This window comes from Methanonatronarchaeum sp. AMET-Sl, from assembly GCF_029854155.1.
In the GTDB taxonomy this organism is placed as follows: Archaea; Halobacteriota; Methanonatronarchaeia; order Methanonatronarchaeales; family Methanonatronarchaeaceae; genus Methanonatronarchaeum.
In genome coordinates this window covers 460,575-479,667 of record NZ_CP122958.1, presented here as the reverse complement: position 1 = coordinate 479,667, position 19,093 = coordinate 460,575, and the positions used below count along the sequence as shown (strand labels likewise).

Annotated in this window: 18 protein-coding genes and 1 tRNA gene; 12 read left to right on the top strand and 7 right to left on the bottom strand. The window is 38.1% G+C overall.

The window, feature by feature from the left end; translation table 11 throughout:
• Positions 1 to 97: 97 nt before the first annotated feature.
• Both QEN48_RS02350 and QEN48_RS02345 read right to left on the bottom strand, forming a co-directional pair.
• Positions 98 to 2,917, bottom strand: a complete 2,820-nt coding sequence (locus tag QEN48_RS02350) for a PAS domain S-box protein (protein WP_280108807.1) — start codon at positions 2,915 to 2,917, stop codon at positions 98 to 100.
• Positions 2,918 to 3,655: 738 nt separating this feature from the next.
• Positions 3,656 to 3,787 carry a hypothetical protein gene (locus QEN48_RS02345; protein ID WP_280108072.1) on the bottom strand — a complete coding sequence of 44 codons (132 nt, stop codon included), beginning with the start codon at positions 3,785 to 3,787 and terminating at the stop codon, positions 3,656 to 3,658.
• 170 nt (positions 3,788 to 3,957) lie between these two features.
• Here QEN48_RS02345 and QEN48_RS02340 point away from each other — a divergent pair, with 170 nt between their 5' ends.
• Both QEN48_RS02340 and QEN48_RS02335 read left to right on the top strand, forming a co-directional pair.
• Positions 3,958 to 4,710 (top strand): hypothetical protein, encoded by a 753-nt coding sequence (locus QEN48_RS02340; RefSeq protein WP_280108806.1) that lies wholly within the window; start codon positions 3,958 to 3,960, stop codon positions 4,708 to 4,710.
• A gap of 262 nt (positions 4,711 to 4,972) precedes the next feature.
• A complete protein-coding gene (locus QEN48_RS02335; RefSeq protein ID WP_280108805.1) occupies positions 4,973 to 5,269 on the top strand; it encodes a hypothetical protein in 297 nt (98 codons plus the stop codon).
• A gap of 59 nt (positions 5,270 to 5,328) precedes the next feature.
• Here QEN48_RS02335 and QEN48_RS02330 read toward each other — a convergent pair.
• The 4 genes from QEN48_RS02330 to QEN48_RS02315 form a co-directional block, all read right to left on the bottom strand.
• Positions 5,329 to 5,427: transfer RNA gene (locus QEN48_RS02330), tRNA-Thr, on the bottom strand.
• Between the two features lie 15 nt (positions 5,428 to 5,442).
• Complete coding sequence (gene pgk / locus QEN48_RS02325) at positions 5,443 to 6,675, bottom strand: phosphoglycerate kinase (protein ID WP_280108804.1); 1,233 nt, start codon at positions 6,673 to 6,675, stop codon at positions 5,443 to 5,445.
• 47 nt (positions 6,676 to 6,722) lie between these two features.
• A complete protein-coding gene (locus tag QEN48_RS02320; protein WP_280108803.1) occupies positions 6,723 to 8,000 on the bottom strand; it encodes a malic enzyme-like NAD(P)-binding protein in 1,278 nt (425 codons plus the stop codon).
• 65 nt (positions 8,001 to 8,065) lie between these two features.
• The gene (locus QEN48_RS02315) at positions 8,066 to 8,398 is read right to left on the bottom strand and encodes a hypothetical protein (protein ID WP_280108802.1); all 333 of its coding nucleotides are present in this window, start codon (positions 8,396 to 8,398) and stop codon (positions 8,066 to 8,068) included.
• A gap of 142 nt (positions 8,399 to 8,540) precedes the next feature.
• Here QEN48_RS02315 and QEN48_RS02310 point away from each other — a divergent pair, with 142 nt between their 5' ends.
• From QEN48_RS02310 to QEN48_RS02280, 7 genes are all read left to right on the top strand, one after another.
• Complete coding sequence (locus QEN48_RS02310; RefSeq protein ID WP_280108801.1) at positions 8,541 to 9,503, top strand: nucleoside recognition domain-containing protein; 963 nt, start codon at positions 8,541 to 8,543, stop codon at positions 9,501 to 9,503.
• 296 nt (positions 9,504 to 9,799) lie between these two features.
• Positions 9,800 to 10,228 carry an Hsp20/alpha crystallin family protein gene (locus tag QEN48_RS02305; RefSeq protein ID WP_280108800.1) on the top strand — a complete coding sequence of 143 codons (429 nt, stop codon included), beginning with the start codon at positions 9,800 to 9,802 and terminating at the stop codon, positions 10,226 to 10,228.
• Between the two features lie 120 nt (positions 10,229 to 10,348).
• The gene (locus QEN48_RS02300) at positions 10,349 to 10,861 is read left to right on the top strand and encodes an Hsp20/alpha crystallin family protein (RefSeq protein WP_280108799.1); all 513 of its coding nucleotides are present in this window, start codon (positions 10,349 to 10,351) and stop codon (positions 10,859 to 10,861) included.
• A gap of 435 nt (positions 10,862 to 11,296) precedes the next feature.
• A complete protein-coding gene (locus tag QEN48_RS02295; protein ID WP_280108798.1) occupies positions 11,297 to 12,298 on the top strand; it encodes a polyprenyl synthetase family protein in 1,002 nt (333 codons plus the stop codon).
• Between the two features lie 127 nt (positions 12,299 to 12,425).
• Positions 12,426 to 13,082, top strand: coding sequence for an HAD family hydrolase (locus QEN48_RS02290; protein WP_280108797.1), 657 nt, complete (start codon positions 12,426 to 12,428; stop codon positions 13,080 to 13,082).
• Between the two features lie 54 nt (positions 13,083 to 13,136).
• Positions 13,137 to 14,069, top strand: coding sequence for an ATP-binding cassette domain-containing protein (locus tag QEN48_RS02285; RefSeq protein ID WP_280108796.1), 933 nt, complete (start codon positions 13,137 to 13,139; stop codon positions 14,067 to 14,069).
• 130 nt (positions 14,070 to 14,199) lie between these two features.
• On the top strand, positions 14,200 to 15,012 hold the full coding sequence (locus QEN48_RS02280; protein WP_280108795.1) for an ABC transporter permease: 813 nt from the start codon (positions 14,200 to 14,202) through the stop codon (positions 15,010 to 15,012).
• A 459-nt stretch (positions 15,013 to 15,471) separates the two neighbouring features.
• On the opposite strand, the gene QEN48_RS02275 is transcribed toward QEN48_RS02280, so the two are convergent.
• Positions 15,472 to 16,425 (bottom strand): P1 family peptidase, encoded by a 954-nt coding sequence (locus tag QEN48_RS02275; RefSeq protein WP_280108794.1) that lies wholly within the window; start codon positions 16,423 to 16,425, stop codon positions 15,472 to 15,474.
• A gap of 207 nt (positions 16,426 to 16,632) precedes the next feature.
• Between QEN48_RS02275 and QEN48_RS07960 the strand changes: the two genes are divergently transcribed.
• From QEN48_RS07960 to QEN48_RS02265, 3 genes are read left to right on the top strand one after another with little or no spacing between them, the layout of a single operon-like run.
• A complete protein-coding gene (locus QEN48_RS07960; protein WP_347985119.1) occupies positions 16,633 to 16,779 on the top strand; it encodes a 50S ribosomal protein L40e in 147 nt (48 codons plus the stop codon).
• A complete protein-coding gene (locus tag QEN48_RS02270) occupies positions 16,776 to 17,504 on the top strand; it encodes a geranylgeranylglyceryl/heptaprenylglyceryl phosphate synthase (RefSeq protein ID WP_280108793.1) in 729 nt (242 codons plus the stop codon). The genes QEN48_RS07960 and QEN48_RS02270 overlap by 4 nt, the downstream gene beginning before the upstream one ends.
• 45 nt (positions 17,505 to 17,549) lie before the next feature.
• Positions 17,550 to 19,061 (top strand): cobyric acid synthase, encoded by a 1,512-nt coding sequence (locus QEN48_RS02265; protein ID WP_280108792.1) that lies wholly within the window; start codon positions 17,550 to 17,552, stop codon positions 19,059 to 19,061.
• Positions 19,062 to 19,093: the final 32 nt, after the last annotated feature.

Here is a 19,093-nt window from a genome sequence, read left to right as displayed (position 1 = left end):
TCTCTTTTTTTTTGGTTGTTTTGTTTAGGTGTTTATTTTTTAGTTGTTATGGGTCGTATGTTATTTTTAGTATATTTTTTTGTGTTGTTGTGTGATTTTAATTTGTTGTTGTAGTTGTTTTGGTGGAGGAGTTTTTGGCCTTTTTCAATTTTACTTTGAATTTGGCTCCTCCAAGTTCTGAGTCTTTTAGTTTTATGTTACCGCCGTAGCTTTCTGTTATTTTTTTAACTATGTATAGTCCGAGTCCGGTTCCTCCTGTTTCTCCTTTTTTGTATCCTTTTTCGAATATCTTGGTTTTTTGTTTGTCTGGGATTCCTTTGCCGTCATCTTCTATGGTGGTTATGCATTTGTCTTCATCTTGTTTGGTGGATATTATTATTTTTTTACATTTGGAGTGTTTTATTGCGTTTTCTATTAGGTTGGAGAACATTTCATTTATTAGGGGGTCGGCTTGTACTTTACAGGTTGAGTCTATATTTGATTTGATTTCAATATTTTTTTCTTTAGCCTGTTCTTGGTTTGTGTTTATAACTTCTCTTAAGGTTTGATTTAGATTAACTGTTTTTAGTTCTTTCTCACTACCAGCTTCTTGAAGTATCTTTACCTTTTCGATGATATCTATACTCTCTTCTGAACCTTTTTTAGCTTTCTTTACAAATTCCTGTTGTTCTTCGGATAGATTTGTTTCTTCTAGTAGGTTTAAATAGCCTTGAGTTATGTTTGCTTTGTTTTTAACGTCGTGTCTCAGTATTGATTGTAGAAACTTTTCTCTTTCTTCTATTTCCTTTTGTTCGGTGATTTTTTGTAGTTGTTCTATGATGAAGGATACTTCTCCTTCTTCGTTTAGTACTGGTGTGGCTGTGGCTTTTAGGTATTCGTCTATTTCTGGTTGGTATTTTTCTATTGTTTCGGTTTTTTTTGTTTTTAGGGCTTTTTTTGTAGGACATTTTTTGCATTCTTTTTCTCTTCCGATGAGTTCGTAGCATTTTTTGCCTTTCACTTCTTTGGGGGTCATGTTTAGTAGGTCGTATCCGGTTTGGTTATAGCGTATTATTGTGTGGTCTGGTTTTTGAAATCCGATTATGTCTTGTATTCCGTCGAGCATGCCTTCAAGCATTTCGGTCTTTTCTTTCAGTTCTTCCTCTGATTTTTTCCGCTCGGTGATGTCTCTTATGTTTGCGAGGATCTTTGGCTCTCCGCTGATTTCTGCTTGTTTTAGGGTTACTTCTTCCCAGAAAGGTGTTCCATCCTTTTTCTGGGACTGCCATTCGAAGGTTATGGGGCCTTTCTCTTTGGCTTTTTGAATTAGTTTTTTTGCTCTTTCTTGTGTGTAGGGAGGTTCTCCAGAACTCAAATCCATAATTGTTTGTTCTAGAGCTTCTTCCTGGGAATATCCGTATATTTCGCACATTTTGTTGTTGACATCTTGGATTTCTCCTGTATCGGGGTGATGGATGATGATGGCGTCTCCGGATTTTTCAAACAACTCTTCATAACTCTGTTTCGCCTCTTGCAGAGCCTTTTCTGTTTCTTTACGCTCTGTTATGTCGGTGGCGAAGGCGAATTCATATTCTTTTCCTTGAAACTTTAGATAGTGGTTGTGTATTTCGACTGGATAGGTTTCTCCATCTTTGGTCTTGTGTTTGGATTCAAAATTTAGTGTTTTTTCTCTTTTCAGTTTCTGCCACATATCTTTTCTTTTATCTTTTCCGTGGTTCGGATCAATTTCCCAGACATGTAGTTCTTTCATTTCGTTTTTAGAATACCCTAGGTTTTCTCTAGCTGTTTTGTTGGTATATAGGAATTTGCCTTCTGGGTTTATCCAGAAGACTTCTGGGGTGGCGTGTTTGAGGGAGAAGTTGATTAATTGTTGCCTTTTTTTCATCTTACGGTTTTTGATCATTTCACCCAATAGCCTTGCAGATCTTCTGATTCGTTCTTTGGAAACTTCGATTATGAATTCAGGTCTGTGGTCATATTTTTTTGAAAGGTTTTTCAGTTTATTGAAGTTGGCGTCATATTTTTGAGTGATCTTTTTCAACTCTTGGTCATCATCTGGTGGGTCTCCATATCCAAAGTCGATAGCACCGACCACTTCATCATCTACTATTATTGGAACGGCGTATATGTTGATTCCTCCCTCGCATTCCCTATCAACAGGTTCATTCTTTTCCATGCATTCTTTAGAGGTTTTCCAGCAGGATTCATGGCAGAGCCAATCTCCACTTCTTAATGCTTCTTCATTATCTTCAGTATTGCACAATTCACGGGATTTTTTATCAAGATATTGGCACCAACCAGAGGAGAAAATTCCTAAGGCATAATCACCATTTTTTTCGTAAATAGCACAGGAAGAATCGAGTAAACTCATAAAATTATTAGTTATATCTTCAAGAGATTTTTTTGAAACATTACTTTTTATTGTTCCATCATCGTTCAAATTTGAAAGATCACCATATGGTGGTTCGTACGTTACCTTATCAACTTCTTTTTTGATTAGCCATTCGATTTGTTTTGTTTCCTTCTGCCGCTTCCAATCTTCAACTTCTTGAATAATCGCTTGAGCCAAAACACCGAACTGCGACCTCGGATCACCACCTTTCTGCAGATAACGATCAGCTCCTAGGTTCAAAGCTTTCATTGCAACTTCTTCCCTGCCCTTACCGGTAAACAATATAAAAGGAATATCGGATTCTCTATCCTCTCTAATCAGTTCCAGAAACTCTAGGCCGTCTATATCTGGCATTTGGTAATCGGAGACAATACAATCAAAATTGTTATTTTTAATTAATTTTAATGCTTCTTCTATAGAACTGGTTGTTTCTACTTCCAAGTCTATGTCTTCTTGTTCCAAATAGATTTTTGCTAAGTCTAGAAAATCAGGCTCGTCATCAACTAAAAGAACTTTAGAACTCATAACCAACTGAAAAATATTTATCGATAATAGATAAAGGTTTTTAATCTTCATGTTGGATTTGAAGAGGCAGCTACAACCTTATTTTCTGGTTTTGTTGAGTTTGGGTTTGAAAAAAAGGGTTCTTTTTAAGGATTGGGGAGTTTGATTTAGGCGTTGACTTAGAGCTCGATGGAATATAAATGTTAGGAGGTTCTTCTGGTAGAGAGCTTATGTGGCTATGTAGAAGTTGGTTGTATTTTTTTTTATTGCTGATGGTGTCGTTGGGTTGTGCTTGGGTTTTTTGGTTTTTGGTTGGTTTGTGGTGGTTAATTGTATGTTTTTGGATGTATGTGAAGGATAGTATGTTATTTTTTATGGAAATGTTTTTATTATATTGGGTTATAGGTGTTTATCGTTAGGTTATTTAGGGGGGGAGAGGTTTTTTGGTTGGATATTCAGAAGCGTTTTAATTCCTGTTGCATTATTCTCTCCCTTCTTTAGCCTTACCAAAAAATCTATCTATATTTATTAAAGGGTATTTTTTAGGCACTACACCACCCAGTCTCTATTTTTTATGTAATTTTTGGTGGGTTTTTTGTTTGTTTTGTTGTGTAGTGCCTAATGTATGGTGTTTGTTCGGACTAAGGTGATGTAGATTACAAGTGGTTTTTAGGTGGTTTATTTTTGTTTTTGTTTTTTGGTTGGGGTTTAGTCACTACTTGTTTGTGGAGGGTTTTTTGGTTTTTGGTTGTTTGGTGGTTAATTGTTAAAACAGTTCATTATTGTGGTTTGGTTGGTTTTTTCTTTTATTTTTTGGAGTATTTGGAGGTATTCTTTGGTTTCTGGTTCGTCTTTACCTATCTTTAAGTTTTTAGGTGTTTTGTTTTTCATGTTGATTAGTTCTTTATCTTTAGTTATATCTATTAAGTCTTTGCTTGCTTATTTTAGCGATTATGTTAATTTTTTTGTTTTTTGTAGGTTTTTTATGGTTCTGTTTGTTGGATTGTTTTTGCATAATTTTGTTTGTTTTTTATTGGTTTTTGTTGTGTAGTGCCTAGTGTATGGTGTTTGTTAGAACTAAAACGATTCATGGTATTGATTATGCTTATTTGGTTAAGTCTGTGAGGGAGGGTGGATCTGTTAGGCAGGTTCATTTAAAGTATTTGGGGCGGGCTGACCTCTATAATGAAAGGGAGCGGAGGGAGATTGTTGAGATGTATGAGTCAGGCGATCTATCTGAAACCGAACACATAAAAAACAGAACTTCTAAAACAGAGGAAGGTGCGGAGAAAATTCATGGTCTATGTGGGTTGGATGTGGTTGGGGTTGAGGAGAGGTTGTTTGGGGTTTTTGATGAGTTTATTTATGGTAAGCCAACCGATTTCAGGGGTGTTTTTGATACGAATGAGGTGGAGGAGATTCATAGGGCTACTGGAGTTAAAAAGGAGTTTTTGGGTGGTTCGGAGATCGCTACCTTTAAATCTGCAGGTGGTATGACCTGGCTTGAGATTAATCCGGAGGTTTGGGGTGGTTTGTCTGGGGAGCAGCAGGATTTGGTGTTGAGGCATGAGGCATTACATCTGGAGGTTAGTGGGCATGGCCGTAGGTTTAAAAGGAGGGCTAGGGAGATTGGTGCTCCTCTTAGTTTGAAGGAGGTATTAGGCGAACCTGTAGAATTGCAAGCAAAAACTAAGGATGAATGGCGATACAAGACAATTAAGAAGTTTGATAGTCCAGAAAAAGCTCATAGGTATGTTGATGAGAACAAGGATAGGTTGTTGATGGAGTTTGATAAACTACGGCTAGAGAGATAACCCAGCTATTTTATTTTTTATTTTTTTTGGTTTTTAGGCACTACAGATTAATTGAAATTAATTATAATTTTGTGTTGGGCTCTTTTTTAGGGTTGTATTTTTTGGTTGGGTTTTTGGTCATTATTTTTTTTAATTTTGGTTTTATTGTTGTTTTTGTGGTGTTTTTGCGTTATTATTAGCGTAATATTTATTATTGTTGGTTTTGAGAGTATTTGGTATGAAGTCGGTATATAAGTGTAGATGTTGTGGTGAGAAGCATATTTTGTCTGTGTCTAAGGAAGAGGTTCGTGAGTTGTGGAAGAATGAGTCTAATTTTGGAGTTTTTTATGAGGAGCGGGCTGTTGACTTGATTTTTGAGGGTTATTGTCTTGATGGTTTTTTTGATGATATAGTTAGGGATCTTACTGATAGTTATGGTTTTAGGGTTGATTTGGAGATTCTTGATCTATATTTTGATGGTTTGGAGTTGGGTAGAAAGGCTTGCCAAGAGTTCAGAGATTGGATTAGTGAGAAAGGAGGTTATGAGAAGGATGGTTGTTTAGTTCTGCCCCAAGTATAACTCTTAATCTCTATAATTTTTTTATAAAAATAGTGGGGGCTTTGAAGCCTGAGCTTTTAAGCCTCGGGCGGGATTTGAACCCGCGGCATATGGCTTTTTCTCTTTTGGTAGGGAGGTTGATACGAAGCCATCGCTCTGGCCAGCTGAGCTACCGAGGCGTTATTTTTTTTGTTTTAGTATTTGGTTTTGAATTTTTGTTTTGAGTTTTTGAGTGCTTGTAGGGCTGGGAGTTTTTTGTTTGTGAAGAATTGCATTAGTGCTCCGCCGCCGGTGCTTATGTGGTCGTATTGTTTTTTGGTGCAGGCGTCTTCGGCTGCGGTGCATATGTGGCCGCCTCCTATTATTGTGTATGCGTTTAGTTCGGCTGCTGTTCGGACTAGTTCGTTTGTTCCGATGGCGAATTTTTGTTTTTCGAATACTCCTGCGGGTCCGTTCATTACGATTGCTTGGCAGTTTTTGAATTTGTCTGTGAAGTCTGCTATTGTTTCTATTCCTATGTCTTGGATCATTTTGTTTTGTGGGATTTTGTTTATTGGTATGTCTTTTCTTTGTCCGTTTTGTTCTATTGCTACGTCTTTTGGTGTTTCTATTTTGTTTTTGTGTTTTTTGAGTATTTTTTTGGCTTGTTGTATTTGTTTTGTGTCTGAGATTTCTTTTATTAGGTCTGTGTTTGGTTTTCCTATTTTGTGGCCTTTTGCTTTTAGGAAGGTGTTTGCTACTACTCCTGTTACGAATATTTTTTCTGCTGTTTTGTTTTCTAGTAGGTGGTTTATTACGTCGATGCTGTCTTTTATTTTTACTCCGCCTAATACGAAGTATGTGTTTTTGAATTCTTTTTTGATTTTTTGGAGTGTTTTGATTTCTTTTTCCATTAGGCAGCCTGATATTGAGGGTATTTTTTGGGGGAATCCTACGATTGAGGGTTGTGATCGGTGTGCTGCTGCGAAGGCGTCCATTATGAAGTAGTCGAAGTAGGGTGTGAGTTTGTTTACTATTATTGTTTCTCCTTGTGTTTGGGGGTCTCGTTGTAATACTTCTTCGGAGTAGAATCTGACGTTTTCTAGGAATATTATGTCGCCGGTTTCCATTTTTTGTATTTTTTGTCTTGCTCTGGTTCCAAATATGTCGTCGATGTATTCTACGGGTCTTTGTAGTATTTCGCTTAGTTTGTTGGCGTGTTGTTCTGTGGTTGTGAAGTCGTTTCTTCCTGGCCTGCTTTGGTGTGCTATGACTACTACTTTTGAGTTTCTAAGTTTGTTGAATGTTTGTTTGTGGGATCTGAATCTATTGTCGTCTAGTATTCTTTTGGATGCTGGGTCTATTGGTGAGTTTACGTCTATTCGTACTAGTACTGTTTTTCCTACTGTGTTTACATCTTCGATGTTTAGGTATTCCTTGTCTTGCAATTTTTTCTCCCAACTTTTTTTGTTAGAGGGTTTTGTGTGTTATTTTTTTATATTAATCTGTTTTTTTGGGTGAGTTTTTTGGTTTTTTGTTCTATTTGGCCTGGTTTTGGTTTTTTTCTTGCTACGCCTGTTTTTATTCCGGCTTGTGCGACTGCTTCTGCGACTTTTGGTACGACTCTTGGGTCGAGTGGTTTTGGTATTATGTAGTTTTCGTTGAATCCTTTTAGGTCTTCATCTGGGTATTGTTTTTTTAGTTTTTTTAGTATTGGTTGTTTTGCTAGGTCGGCTAGTGCTTTTGCTGCGGCGATCTTCATTTCTTCGTTTATGTCTTGGGCTCTTATGTCTAGTGCGCCTCTGAATATTCCTGGGAATCCTAGGACGTTGTTTATTTGGTTGGGGTAGTCGCTGCGGCCTGATCCTACTATTTTGGCTCCGGCTTCTTTTGCTTTTTCTGGGTATATTTCTGGTTCTGGGTTGGCCATTGGGAAGACTATTGGGTTTTCGGCCATATTACGGATCATTTTTTTGTTAACTACGTTTGGGACTGATAGGCCTATGAATAGGTCTGCGTTTTTCATTGATTTTTTTAGGTTTCCTTTTATGTTTTCTGGGTTTGTTTTGTTGGCTATTTGTTTTTTGTATTTGTTCATGTTTGTTTCTCGGCCTTTGTAGATTGTTCCTTTGCTGTCGCATTGGATGATGTTTTGGGCTCCGGCGTCTAATAATATTTTTGTTATTGCGATTCCTGATGCTCCGGCTCCATTTACTACTATTTTTATGTCTTTGAGGTTTTTTTCGGTTATTTCTAGGGCGTTGTATACTGCGCCTAAAACTATTATTGCTGTTCCGTGTTGGTCGTCGTGGAACACGGGTATGTTCATTGTTTTCTTGAGTTTTTTTTCTATTTCGAAGCATTTTGGTGCTGTTATGTCTTCGAGGTTTATTCCTCCGTATGTTGGTTCTGTTGCTTTTATGAGTTCGGTTATTTTTTCTGGGTCTTTTTGGTTTATGCATAGGGGGTATGCGTCTATGCCTGCGAATAGTTTGAATAGAAGGGATTTTCCTTCCATTACGGGCATAGATGCTTCTGGCCCTATATCGCCTAATCCTAGGACGGCTGAGCCATCGCTTATTACGGCTACGGTGTTTGATTTGTTGGTGTAGTCGTATACCTTGTTTTTATCTCTGGCTATCTCTTTTGATGGTTCGGCGACGCCTGGTGTGTATGCGAGGCTTAGGTCTTCTTGGTTTTTTACAGTGACTTTGCCGTTGATCTGGATTTTTCCGCCTTTGTTATACTTCAATGCTTTTTCGTTAAATTCCATATATAACACAACTAACTATAGGTGGGGTGTTGTGGTTGGTTGGTGGTTTTTTGTGGTTGTTTTTTTTATTCCTCTTTTTCTTTTTTTATTTCCATCTTGGTGTTTTCTACGTTTTGTGCGAGTCTTTTAGATATTCTTCCGCTTGCAATTCCGCAGGCTGTTGCGATTGCGGGGGGTACAAAACACTGGGATTCTGAGTCTTTTCTTAGTTGGTTTAATGGTGAGTTGTTTGTTATTCCCATTGCTTCTTTCTTGGTTAAAACCATTTTTTCTCCAACAAGTTTTCCTATCTGGTTGCATGTTGATTCGATTGTTATAACTATGTTGTCGCCTTCATTTTCGGCGGTTATTTTGTGAACATGGTCACAGATTGGGGCTTTGAGTTCAATATCTACCATATTTTTTTCCTCTCATTAAAGAAACATCCTTAATATGAATAAAATAGACTCAAAATTATAAATCAATTGCCTTAACTCCGTTATCCTGGTTTTTTGAATAAGAATCATTTTGTATTGGCTCTAGATATTCTGTAGTGTTCAAATGGATTGGGTTTTAGGACCGTTTATTGAGAGGATGGTTGTTCTCTTTACAAGGCTTGTTCCTTTTATCGTCTTAGGTATTGTTGGAGCTAATATATTGGTTAAGTTTGGTTTACTCGATAAACTGGCTTTCCTTTCAAAACCCTTTATTAGGTGGGGCAACCTCTCTAAAGCGGGTGGAGCTACAATTACTACATTGCTTGGAAGCGGTCCTGCTGGATACGCAATGCTAGCTGGTTTTTATGAAGATGGTGTTGTTAAAGAACAGGAAGTTATAATCACAGTTATTGCGGGCACTTTTTTCGGCTACCTGAGTCATATGCCCACTTTCTACCTACCCGTTGTACTCCCCCTACTGGGTTTATATGCAGGCGGCCTATACATCTTCTTTCAAATCGGAATTGCATTCCTAATAACCTTGATAGGTATTATTTTAGGAGCAATATACCTTGATGGTGGTGGTGATAAAATAGATCTAGGTATCGAAACAAGTTTTAATGAGATTAACGATAAATGGAGTGTCGCATGGAGCGGCGTGACCGAATCATTACCAACACTAAAAAAAATCCTATCCAGAGTTATAATAGTCTACACAATCGCAAACCTACTTATCTCCCTAAACCTCTTCGACCAAATCACCCATTACATCGAGCCCATTACAAAGGTTTTTGGCCTACCACCCGAAGTTTCAACCATTATTGTTGTAAGAATCGCTGACGTAACAAGCTCAATAACACTTGCAGGAGAGTTATTGGCAGATGGCTCCGTCACACCCATATACGCCGTTGGCGGCCTTCTTGTAGGCAGTTTATTCTCCATGACAGTTTTCCTTGCCAAAAGTAGTTTACCAAACAAAATCGCTTATTTCGGACCAAAACTAGGTACAAAGGTCGCAATCTACAAATTCATCATAAACATACTGGTTACCGCTATAGCAATATACGTGTTGTTCAGCTTTATATAAAAACATCAACCATAAACTTCTTTTATGTGAACAACCCCTAACTAACTTGTTGCACTCGTTAGAAATGAGAGTTCTTGACACGATAGTTAAAATTAATTTTATATAGTGTTTTCTTTCGGGCTGAGGTTTTTTTGTTTGGATAGATTTATTGAGTTTTTTTGGTTAGAATCGGGTTTCTATACTAAATATTTAAGAAATGGAAATGTTTTTTGTAATTCTGTTTTAGGTGTTTAGTTTAGATGGTTAATAGGTATTAATGGGTTTGGCGGTAATATTATATTGTTAGGGTGGTTTGGTTGAATAAAGTTGATTTTATTATAGGTAGGATAGAGCGTTTTATTGAAGATTTACGGGATGATAAGGATTTTGAGATATTGGGTATGATTCACAGGAAGTTAGAATCTTCTTTGTTGCCTTTCACGGATATATATGAACGGGACGGGGTTTTAATCCTGGTTATGGATGTTCCTGGTTTTTCGAAAGAAGAGCTTGAAGTCCGAGTTAAAGGTAGTGGTAAGAAGTTGGTTGTAAGTGGTAGGCGGGATAAAGAACTTGCTAACTACTTGATGGATGGAAGGGCTCTTGAGTTTGAAACAGAGATTCGCCTGCCTTCTAAAGTTAAGGATGAGGGTAGGGCAGAGCTTGAAAACGGTGTATTAACCGTTAAGTTGGAGAAGGTTGAAGATAAAGGTAGTTCAATAGAGGTGACATCTTCCTCTCCCTAACTAAGAGGGGTTTGGGTGCTGACTTGAGGTAAACTAACCCATATCAAATCTCTGGGTTTTTCGTAAGTTTCTTTTGAAATATCTTATTTGTTTGTAGAGCAAATATTGTTGTTGAAGCTTATGACTAGAGATAAAGATCCTTTTGATGAATTGTTTGAGAAGATGTTGAGAGATTTCTTCGATAGAGATCATGGTGAGATGGGTTTTGTTGACATTTTTGAGGAGATGTGGCCCCATTTAGATGAAGTTAACGAAGAAAAACTGAGGAAGGCAGTTGATGAGCGACGTCGTGCTTCCGGGGAGGGTCCATTTAGGTTTGGTTTTTCGATTCGTATGGATCAGTCTGGTGAACCCGAAGTAAGGAGTTTTGGTGACCGAGTTAGTGATAAGGGTAGGGAGCCATTGGTCGATGTTTTCGATAAAGAAGACAATATAGTTGTTACAGCAGAAATTCCTGGAGTCAATGAAGAAGATATCTCTATTGCTGTCCATGGTGATAAGGTTCTTATTGAAGCAGAAAGCGATTCAGATAGATATTCTAGGGAAGTTAACTTACCTAGACCTGTTGACAGTGAATCAATGGAGATGGAGTACAAAAATGGGGTTTTAAGCCTAAAATTCAAGCCATCTTAAAACATTTATTAAAAAAAACCAAGCAATAACTTATACTCTATCGAGATCGCGAGGAGGGAGCTTATGGCTTTAATCATGGAGGACTCAGTCCTACCTAATTTATTCTTGTCTCAAGGCTAAAAATCCCTTTCATATAGGGATGTGGTACAGCCTTGGGAGTAAGATATAAAAATCGATAAATGTAAGTTTGGTATAGCAGTAGAAGTCTGATTCATCAAAACATGTCCACAAACAACTTTGGATGAAAGAATCGGTAGGTGTGTTTTGAAAATATTTCAGGGATTTAGGGGGTAGTGGTGTTGTGGCAACTTCACCCGAGAAATAGAGTTAGAGTTGTGATGACCCTCAAAAACTTCTCTAGAGCCCGTTTTTCTTTTGGTGGTGCTGGATATCGCTGCCTTATTAAGCAAGATATAATTGATTGTTGGAGATACTATGGATACTGAAGGAGTTTGGAAACGGATAAAGGAATTGAAGCCAGTTGTCGATGAAGAGATAAGGAAAGTTATTCCAAAAAACCACGAAATCAATCATCTCTATGATGAAGTGCATTATCACCTCAATACTGGGGGAAAGCGTTGGAGACCAGGTCTATGTATACTGACCTGTGAAGCGCTTGGGGGAACTAAAAAAGAGGCATTACCGTATGCTGCTGCAATAGAGATTATTCATAATTTTTCTTTAATACATGATGATATCCAAGACCGAGATGAATATAGGCGGGACCACCCAACAGTCTGGAAACGTATAGGTATACCCCGCGCTATAAATGTCGGTGATGGTATGTTTGCAAAGGCATTTGTCTCTGCTTCAAGAGGAGAAGAAGTAGGGCTATCCGACCAAAAAAACTTCAAATTAATGAAGTTACTTTCCCACGTAGTTACAGAATTAACCGAAGGCCAAGCAATGGATATAAACTCACGTGAAAAACTCGATATCACTGAAGAAGATTACATGAAGATGATATCTAAAAAGACTGGTGCATTGATAAGCGGTAGTGTTTATGGCGGTGCTTTAATAGCCGGAGCCTCCGAAGATGTTAGTACGGAAGTCCGGAAATATGGAGAAAAAATAGGTTACGCCTTCCAAATAGCTGATGACTTACTAGATTTCCAGGAAGGCAAGGGACGTGGTGGCCAAGTCGGAAACGACATCCGTGAAGGAAAAAGAAGCCTTATGGCAATCCATTATATCAATAACTCAAACGACCCAACTAAATTTATCAAAATACTTGAAAAACCCCGTCAAAAAACAACAGAAAGCGATGTTGAAACAGCGATAAAACTTCTAGAGCATGAAGGCTCGCTAGATTATGCCTCAAAAAAAGTTGATGAAATGATAAAACAAGGAATCGGACACCTAAAGCCACTACCAGAATCTAAAAACAAAGAATACTTAATCGGTATGGCGGAATTCATTTCTGAAAGAGATTTCTAAAAACAGAGATAAAACCCATCTATAGACCTCTAGAAAAGGAGTTTATACTCAAAAAAATCTAAAAAAAGGTTTGTTTTTTTGGTATACACTAATTACTTTATAGGTATAGTGGTAGTTGTTGGTTTTTATGGCGGTTTTGTTTGATCTTGATGGGACTCTATGCGGGGTGAGCAAATCTCGTAGTGAGATACTTGCTGAGTGTCTTGAGAGGTGTGGACTTCCGGAAATCGATAGAGATGACTATCTAAGGGCACATGACAGAGTTACTATCGATAATAAATTGAAAACACGTTTCCCTATATTCAAGGAGGTTTTTGAGGAAAAAGGGGTTTTTGATGTTGATCGGATTCGCCGTCTATCCCGTATCTACCATTATGAGGTTTTAGATAATCTTTATCTATTCAATGGTGTAGATGAGGTTTTGGATAAAATACAGGATGAAAAGGTTCTTGTTACCAATGGCCCTAAAAAGGTTCAGAGAGAGAAGGTCGAGAGCTTGGGTTTAAGTAGTTATTTCAGTTGTGTAGTAACCTCAGGAGAGGTTGGGGTCGCTAAACCAGATCCAACGATATTTAAGTACGCTGTTGAAAAATCAGATTGTAAACCAAAAGCATACATCGGTAACTCACTTAAGCATGATGTAGCAGGAGCTAACAACTACGGCATCAAATCTATATTAATCTCTTTTAATGGAGAAAAATATAGGTATAAGGGATTAAAACCGGATTATGTTATCCAAAACCTAAATGAATTGAAAAATATACCTGAAATAAGTTTTAAATAAAAAATATTCGGTTATAACTAATTATTTTTATAAAAAAATGTTTGGTGAGTATTTTTGATTGAAGTCAATAATTTAAGTAAACGGTATGGAAATATCCACGCTGTAGACGATATTTCGTTTAAAGTCGATGATGGAGAGATATTTGGTTTGTTGGGGCCTAATGGAGCCGGTAAAACAACTACAATTGGAATGCTTACCACCGAGATCCGTCCAACTGAAGGTAAGGCATTAGTATCCGGTTTAGATGTAACTAAAAACCCCCTGGGAGTTAAAATGAAAATAGGGGTCGTGCCTCAACACCGAAGCCTCGATAAAAAACTTTCTGGCAGAGAAAACATCTCAATAATGGCCAGAGCCTATGGAGTTCAAAACAGAAGAGAGAAAATCGATGATGTGCTCCGAATGGTTGGGTTACATGAAAGGGCAGATGACAACATAAAGAAATATTCCGGAGGTATGTTGCAGAGATTGCTTATCGCACGTGCATTAATCCATGAACCCGACATAATCTTTCTTGACGAACCCACAATGGGGCTTGACCCCCACGCAAGACGAGCTATATGGCAGAAAATAATCGAATTGAATAAACAAGGAAAAACAATGTTGTTAACCACCCACTACATGGAAGAAGCTGATGCCTTATGCGACAGAGTAGCCATAATGAGCGAAGGAAAGATAGTTGGTCTAGACAGCCCTACAAACCTAAAGAAAAAAGGGCCAGCAGAAAACGTTATTAAAGTAGGTTTAGACGACGTATATCCAGAACTAATCGAAAAACTCAAACAAATCAAGGGAGTGAAAGAAATAAAAACAATCGAAGGAGCCCGAACAATGGAACTACATATCTACGCAGAAAAAGGTGAAGAACTCAGTCCAATCGTCATGGACAAAATAAAAACAACAGGCATATCCATACGTTCACTAGACATACGGAAACCAACACTAGAAGATGTCTTCATCAGCCTAACAGGCGAAAAACTCGAGTAAACCACAAAAACAACCAACAGAAATAGACCTACAACACCATACAACAGATAAAACCCAATATAAATCCAATAAACAATAGATTCGAGTCAAAAAAAACTAAACACTATTCTTAGAGTTTAAATCGATTGATTTGGAGGAATTAAAAATAGACCTCAACGAATTTAAATGGAGTTTCAGAGCTGCTTACGCAGTTTTTATACGAGACCTAATGGTCTTCCGGAAAGACATCCGGGGCAACCTAATGAGGATTTTAGGCCAACCAATGTTCTTTCTAATTGTATTTGGTTTATTACTACCCCAACTAGATGTATTCATGATTGATTACATCGAGATCTTGGTGCCAGGTATAATAGCTATGACCGCTATGTTAGGGGCAATGCGAAGCGTTGGCGGAGAGATAGGCATAAGTTTTGACCACAACCAAGAAATAAGAGCACACATACTACTACCACTAACAATGGCGAGCCTCGCACTAGAAAAAATCATTTACGGAATGTTCCAAGGAGTCTTCTCCGGACTAGCAGTATTAATCCTCGCAATAATACTGTTTCCAGAAACCTTCACACTAACACTCACTTCACTAATAGTACTAATAATCATATTTATGGCCACCGGAATCATTTTCGGAGGAATGGGGCTTGGAATAGGCAGTTATTTCGAACCACCCGAAATCATGTTCGAAATAATGTTTCTAATAACAATGCCAATGATGTTTCTCGGAGCAACTTTCTACCCCGTAGACATGGTTAGAGAAATAAGTGAAATATTATATTACTTCACATTCGGAATACCACTCACATACGTCAGCGAATCAATCAGAGTTTTCATAGCACCAGAAACAGCAGGCCTACCCCTAATAGCCTGCATAATAGGATTAATAATAAGCATAGCTATATTTGTACCAATCGGAATATGGGGATTCAAACAAAGAGCAATCAATTAACATATATCACGAATAGAGATAATTCAAAAAAAAGTGTTTCCAGAGAATATAATTATCTAATCCAGTTCATCGATCAATTAAATTTATCTCATAGTTTTAGTGGAGCCTGACGTTCACCAATAACTTTATGGATTATCTATTGATTTCCAATCGGTTTAAATGAAGATAGGTAGAACCACCACTTTCTCTGTTTTAGAGATGTTGGGGAGTGGTCTCTCTGACATCATCCTCTCCTTAAAGATGAGAGGACTTACTGCTCTTTCAAACTCTCACAAAAGTTAATGTTGATGTGAGGTGGGGGTCCTGCCTAAAGATAGAGGGGGTTTTTAAGTTCTGGTTTAGATAACTATTTTATTTGGTTTGTGGGATTTAGAGTTGGTTTGGGTTTTTTGATGGATGATCTATAGTTGTTTTGGGGAGTGTTGTTGGGGTTTTTTGGTTAGAGGTTTGTTTGTGGGTTTATTTGTTTTTTATTTCATTTGTTGATGGTGTTCCGTCGGTTTTTTCTGCTTTTTCAACTGCGTTTATTATTGATTTTTCTATGCAGTGGGTTGCTAAAATTCCTACGTAATCGAGTTTTGTTTTTTTGTTTCCTGTTGATACTGTGAATATTGTGTCTCCATCTGGGAGCATGTGGCTTGGTTGGATTGTTCTTGCGTATCCATCGTGTGAAGTTGATGCTAGTCGACATAGTTTTCTTCGATTGAGTTTGGCGTTTGTTATCACTGTGCTTATTGTTGTGTTTGTCCCTAACAGTTTTTTATTATTTATTTTGTCTGATAGTTGGTTTAGTCCTATTATTTCTCCATCGATTTGGGCTCCGGCTACCTTTTCTCCTGTTTTTGGGTTTATTATGTTTCCTGCAGCGTTTACTGCTGTGAATGCACCGACTTTTACATCGTTTTCTTCAACCAAATGGTATCCAAATCCTCCTTTCATCGCGTGCTCCATACCTAATAACTTACCGACTGTTGCTCCTTCTCCGACTCCTACACAACCGCTTTCTATTTCTTGGCTGGCATTATCGATGGCTTTGATACCCATTTCTCGGTCTGGTCTTATATTGGAACTACCGATTCCGAGGTCAAGTATCACTGCTGCGGGTACTATTGGGACATGTGCATTGCCGACGTTAAGACCTATCTCACGTTTCTCGAGAACTTTCATTACACCAGTTACAGATTCAAGGCCGTAACTACTGCCGCCTGTCATAACTATGGCGTTTACGTCATAGTTTGCAGAAGTTGGCTTTAAAAGGGATGTGCCTTTTGTGCCGGGGGATCCTCCTCTTACAGAAACACCTGCTTTACAGCCCTCTGGAAATAGAAAAACTGTACATCCCGTTGCATGTTTTTTAGAGCCAGCATGTCCTACCCGGATATCACCAAACTCTTTTAGTTTTATTTCATTCATAATCTTTGACCCTCTCTAATTATAGACGGAAGTATGTAGACTTAACTTCCATCCTAACTCTAAATATTAAAGTAGTGTGTTTTTTGTATTATAAAGGGTGGTTTACAACAATTTTTTTGGTTTTTAGGGGATATATCTATAAATTAATCTGATTAATTATATTAGGCAGTTAGTTTATTATTTTAGATAGAAACTTTGGTGTTATTTATGGCAAGATTTCCAGAAGCTGAAGATAGTTTGTTTGGCGTTAAGATATGTATGAAGTGTAATGCTAGGAACCCTAAGAAATCGGTTAAATGTCGGAAATGTGGTTACAAAGGCCTTAGAATTAAATCTAAAGAAGGTAGAGGATGATTGGAGACAGGATCTTTGGCGGTGAGTCAGGGATTCATTTAACTCTGATAGATCCTGATGAACAGGACCCGGTGGAGGCTGGTGAGATAGTTAGTGAGGCCAGTGCGGGTGGTACCGATGGTATTATGGTTGGTGGCTCCACAGTTAGTGGTCAAGCGGTTGTCGATCAGACGGTGAAACATATCAAAAAGAATGTTGATTTACCGGTTATATTGTTCCCACAGGATACTTCGGGTCTTACAGGTAGGGCTGACGCCGTTTTCTTTATGAGTTTATTGAACTCCCGCAACCCAATGTATATCACTGGTATGCAGATGCGTGGAGCTCCTATCGTTAAGAAACTTGGTCTTAAACCATTATCTATGGCTTATATAGTTGTTGAGCCGGGTGGTACGGTTGGATATATAAGTGATGCTAGGCCTGTTCCTAGGGAGAAACCAGAGATAGCTGTTTCTTATTCACTTGCTGGAGAGTATATGGGTATGGATTATACATATCTTGAAGCAGGTTCCGGGGCCAGTGAACATATACCACCGGAGATGGTTGGGGCTGTAAGTCAAAAAACGAACTCTAAAGTTATTGTTGGTGGTGGGATAAGGTCTCCCAAACATGCTAAATCGGTTGTTGAAGCCGGTGCTGACATAGTGGTTACCGGAACTCTTGTTGAAGAGATAGATGATGTTAAAGGTGCTGTTTCAAACCTTACCAACGTAATCCATGGGTGAAGTGACCTCCACCTGAAGTGAGATAAAAAAATTTGTTGGTTTTTTATGGCAAGTCAAACTGTATTGGTTGTAGCAACATCGAGTCATGCTGGTAAAAGCACAGTTGTTGCAGGGCTCTGTAGGGTTTTAAACCGAAGAAAAGTTTCAGTAGCGCCCTATAAAGCACAGAATATGTCTAATAACGCTCGAGCGGTTCCATCTCCTAATTCAAATGGTTGGGGGGAGATTGGGATTTCTCAATATGTTCAAGCAAGAGCGGCTGGAATCCCTCCAAACACAGATATGAATCCAGTTTTGTTAAAACCAAGAGGAGATGGTGAAAGCCAGTTGATTTTAGATGGAGAAGCAGTTGACCACTACGAAGCGACAAAATATTACGATAATTACTGGCATACTGCTCGAAAAACAGCTGAAAAAGCATATAAACGTCTAGCCAGCAAACACGACGTAATTATATGTGAAGGTGCAGGGAGCATTGGAGAGATCAACCTACACCACCGAGACCTGGCAAATATAGAAACCGCTAGATTTACAGACGCAGACATACTCTTAATAAGCGATATTGAGCGTGGTGGAGCGTTCGCAAGTCTCTATGGGACAATAGAGTTGATGCCGGAAGACGTAAGACAGAAAGTCATTGGGTTTATAATAACAAAGTTCAGGGGACAGAGAGAAATACTTGAGCCAGGTATAAAAGAACTTGAAGAACTAACAGACATCCCCGTATTAGGAGTGATACCCTATGAAGATCCTGGACTGCCTGAAGAGGACAGCGTATCCCTCCCACCTATAGGTGAGAAAACTGTTTTCGGAGAAGACGATACAAAACCAAGCGAGACAATAAATATCGGAGTTGTAAGGCTACCAAGAATATCTAACTTCACCGATTTCCAACCCCTAACCCAAACCCCTGGAATAAAAACAACATACCTACCTCTAAACCAAAAAATACCAAACAATATAGACCTAATAATACTTCCTGGAACAAAAAACACCGTAAACGACCTGAAAGCCCTTAAAAAAACCGGTCTAGATAAAGAAATAAAAAAATTCAATGGACCCATAATCGGAATCTGTGGTGGATACCAAATGCTGGGAGAAACAATAATAAACGCAGATATAGAAGGAACCGGTTCAGAAAAAGAGATAGAGGGCCTGAAACTACTTCCAACCGAAACCGAATTCAGGTTAGACAAAAAAGTCAAGGAAGTCAACTTCAAAATAAAAATAGATAAAGGCTTGTTAAAAGGCTCAGAAGGCATGGTACGGGGATATGAAATACATATGGGTCGAACAAAACACCTAAACAACCTAAACCAACCACTAGAAAAAGGAAGTGCAGAACAAAACATGGTGCTCGGAACATACATACATGGTTTATTCGAAAACCAAGTAATTAAAAACACACTTATAAACCAACTATACACCATTAGTGGTAAAACAAAACCAACCCAAAACCAACAAAAAGACTCACCAATAGATAAAGCCGCTGACCTAATCGAACAAAACATAAATCTAGACAAAATATTACCAAAAAACAAAACAACAAAAACCTGAATAAACCACACTCAACCAACTATAATTAAAAA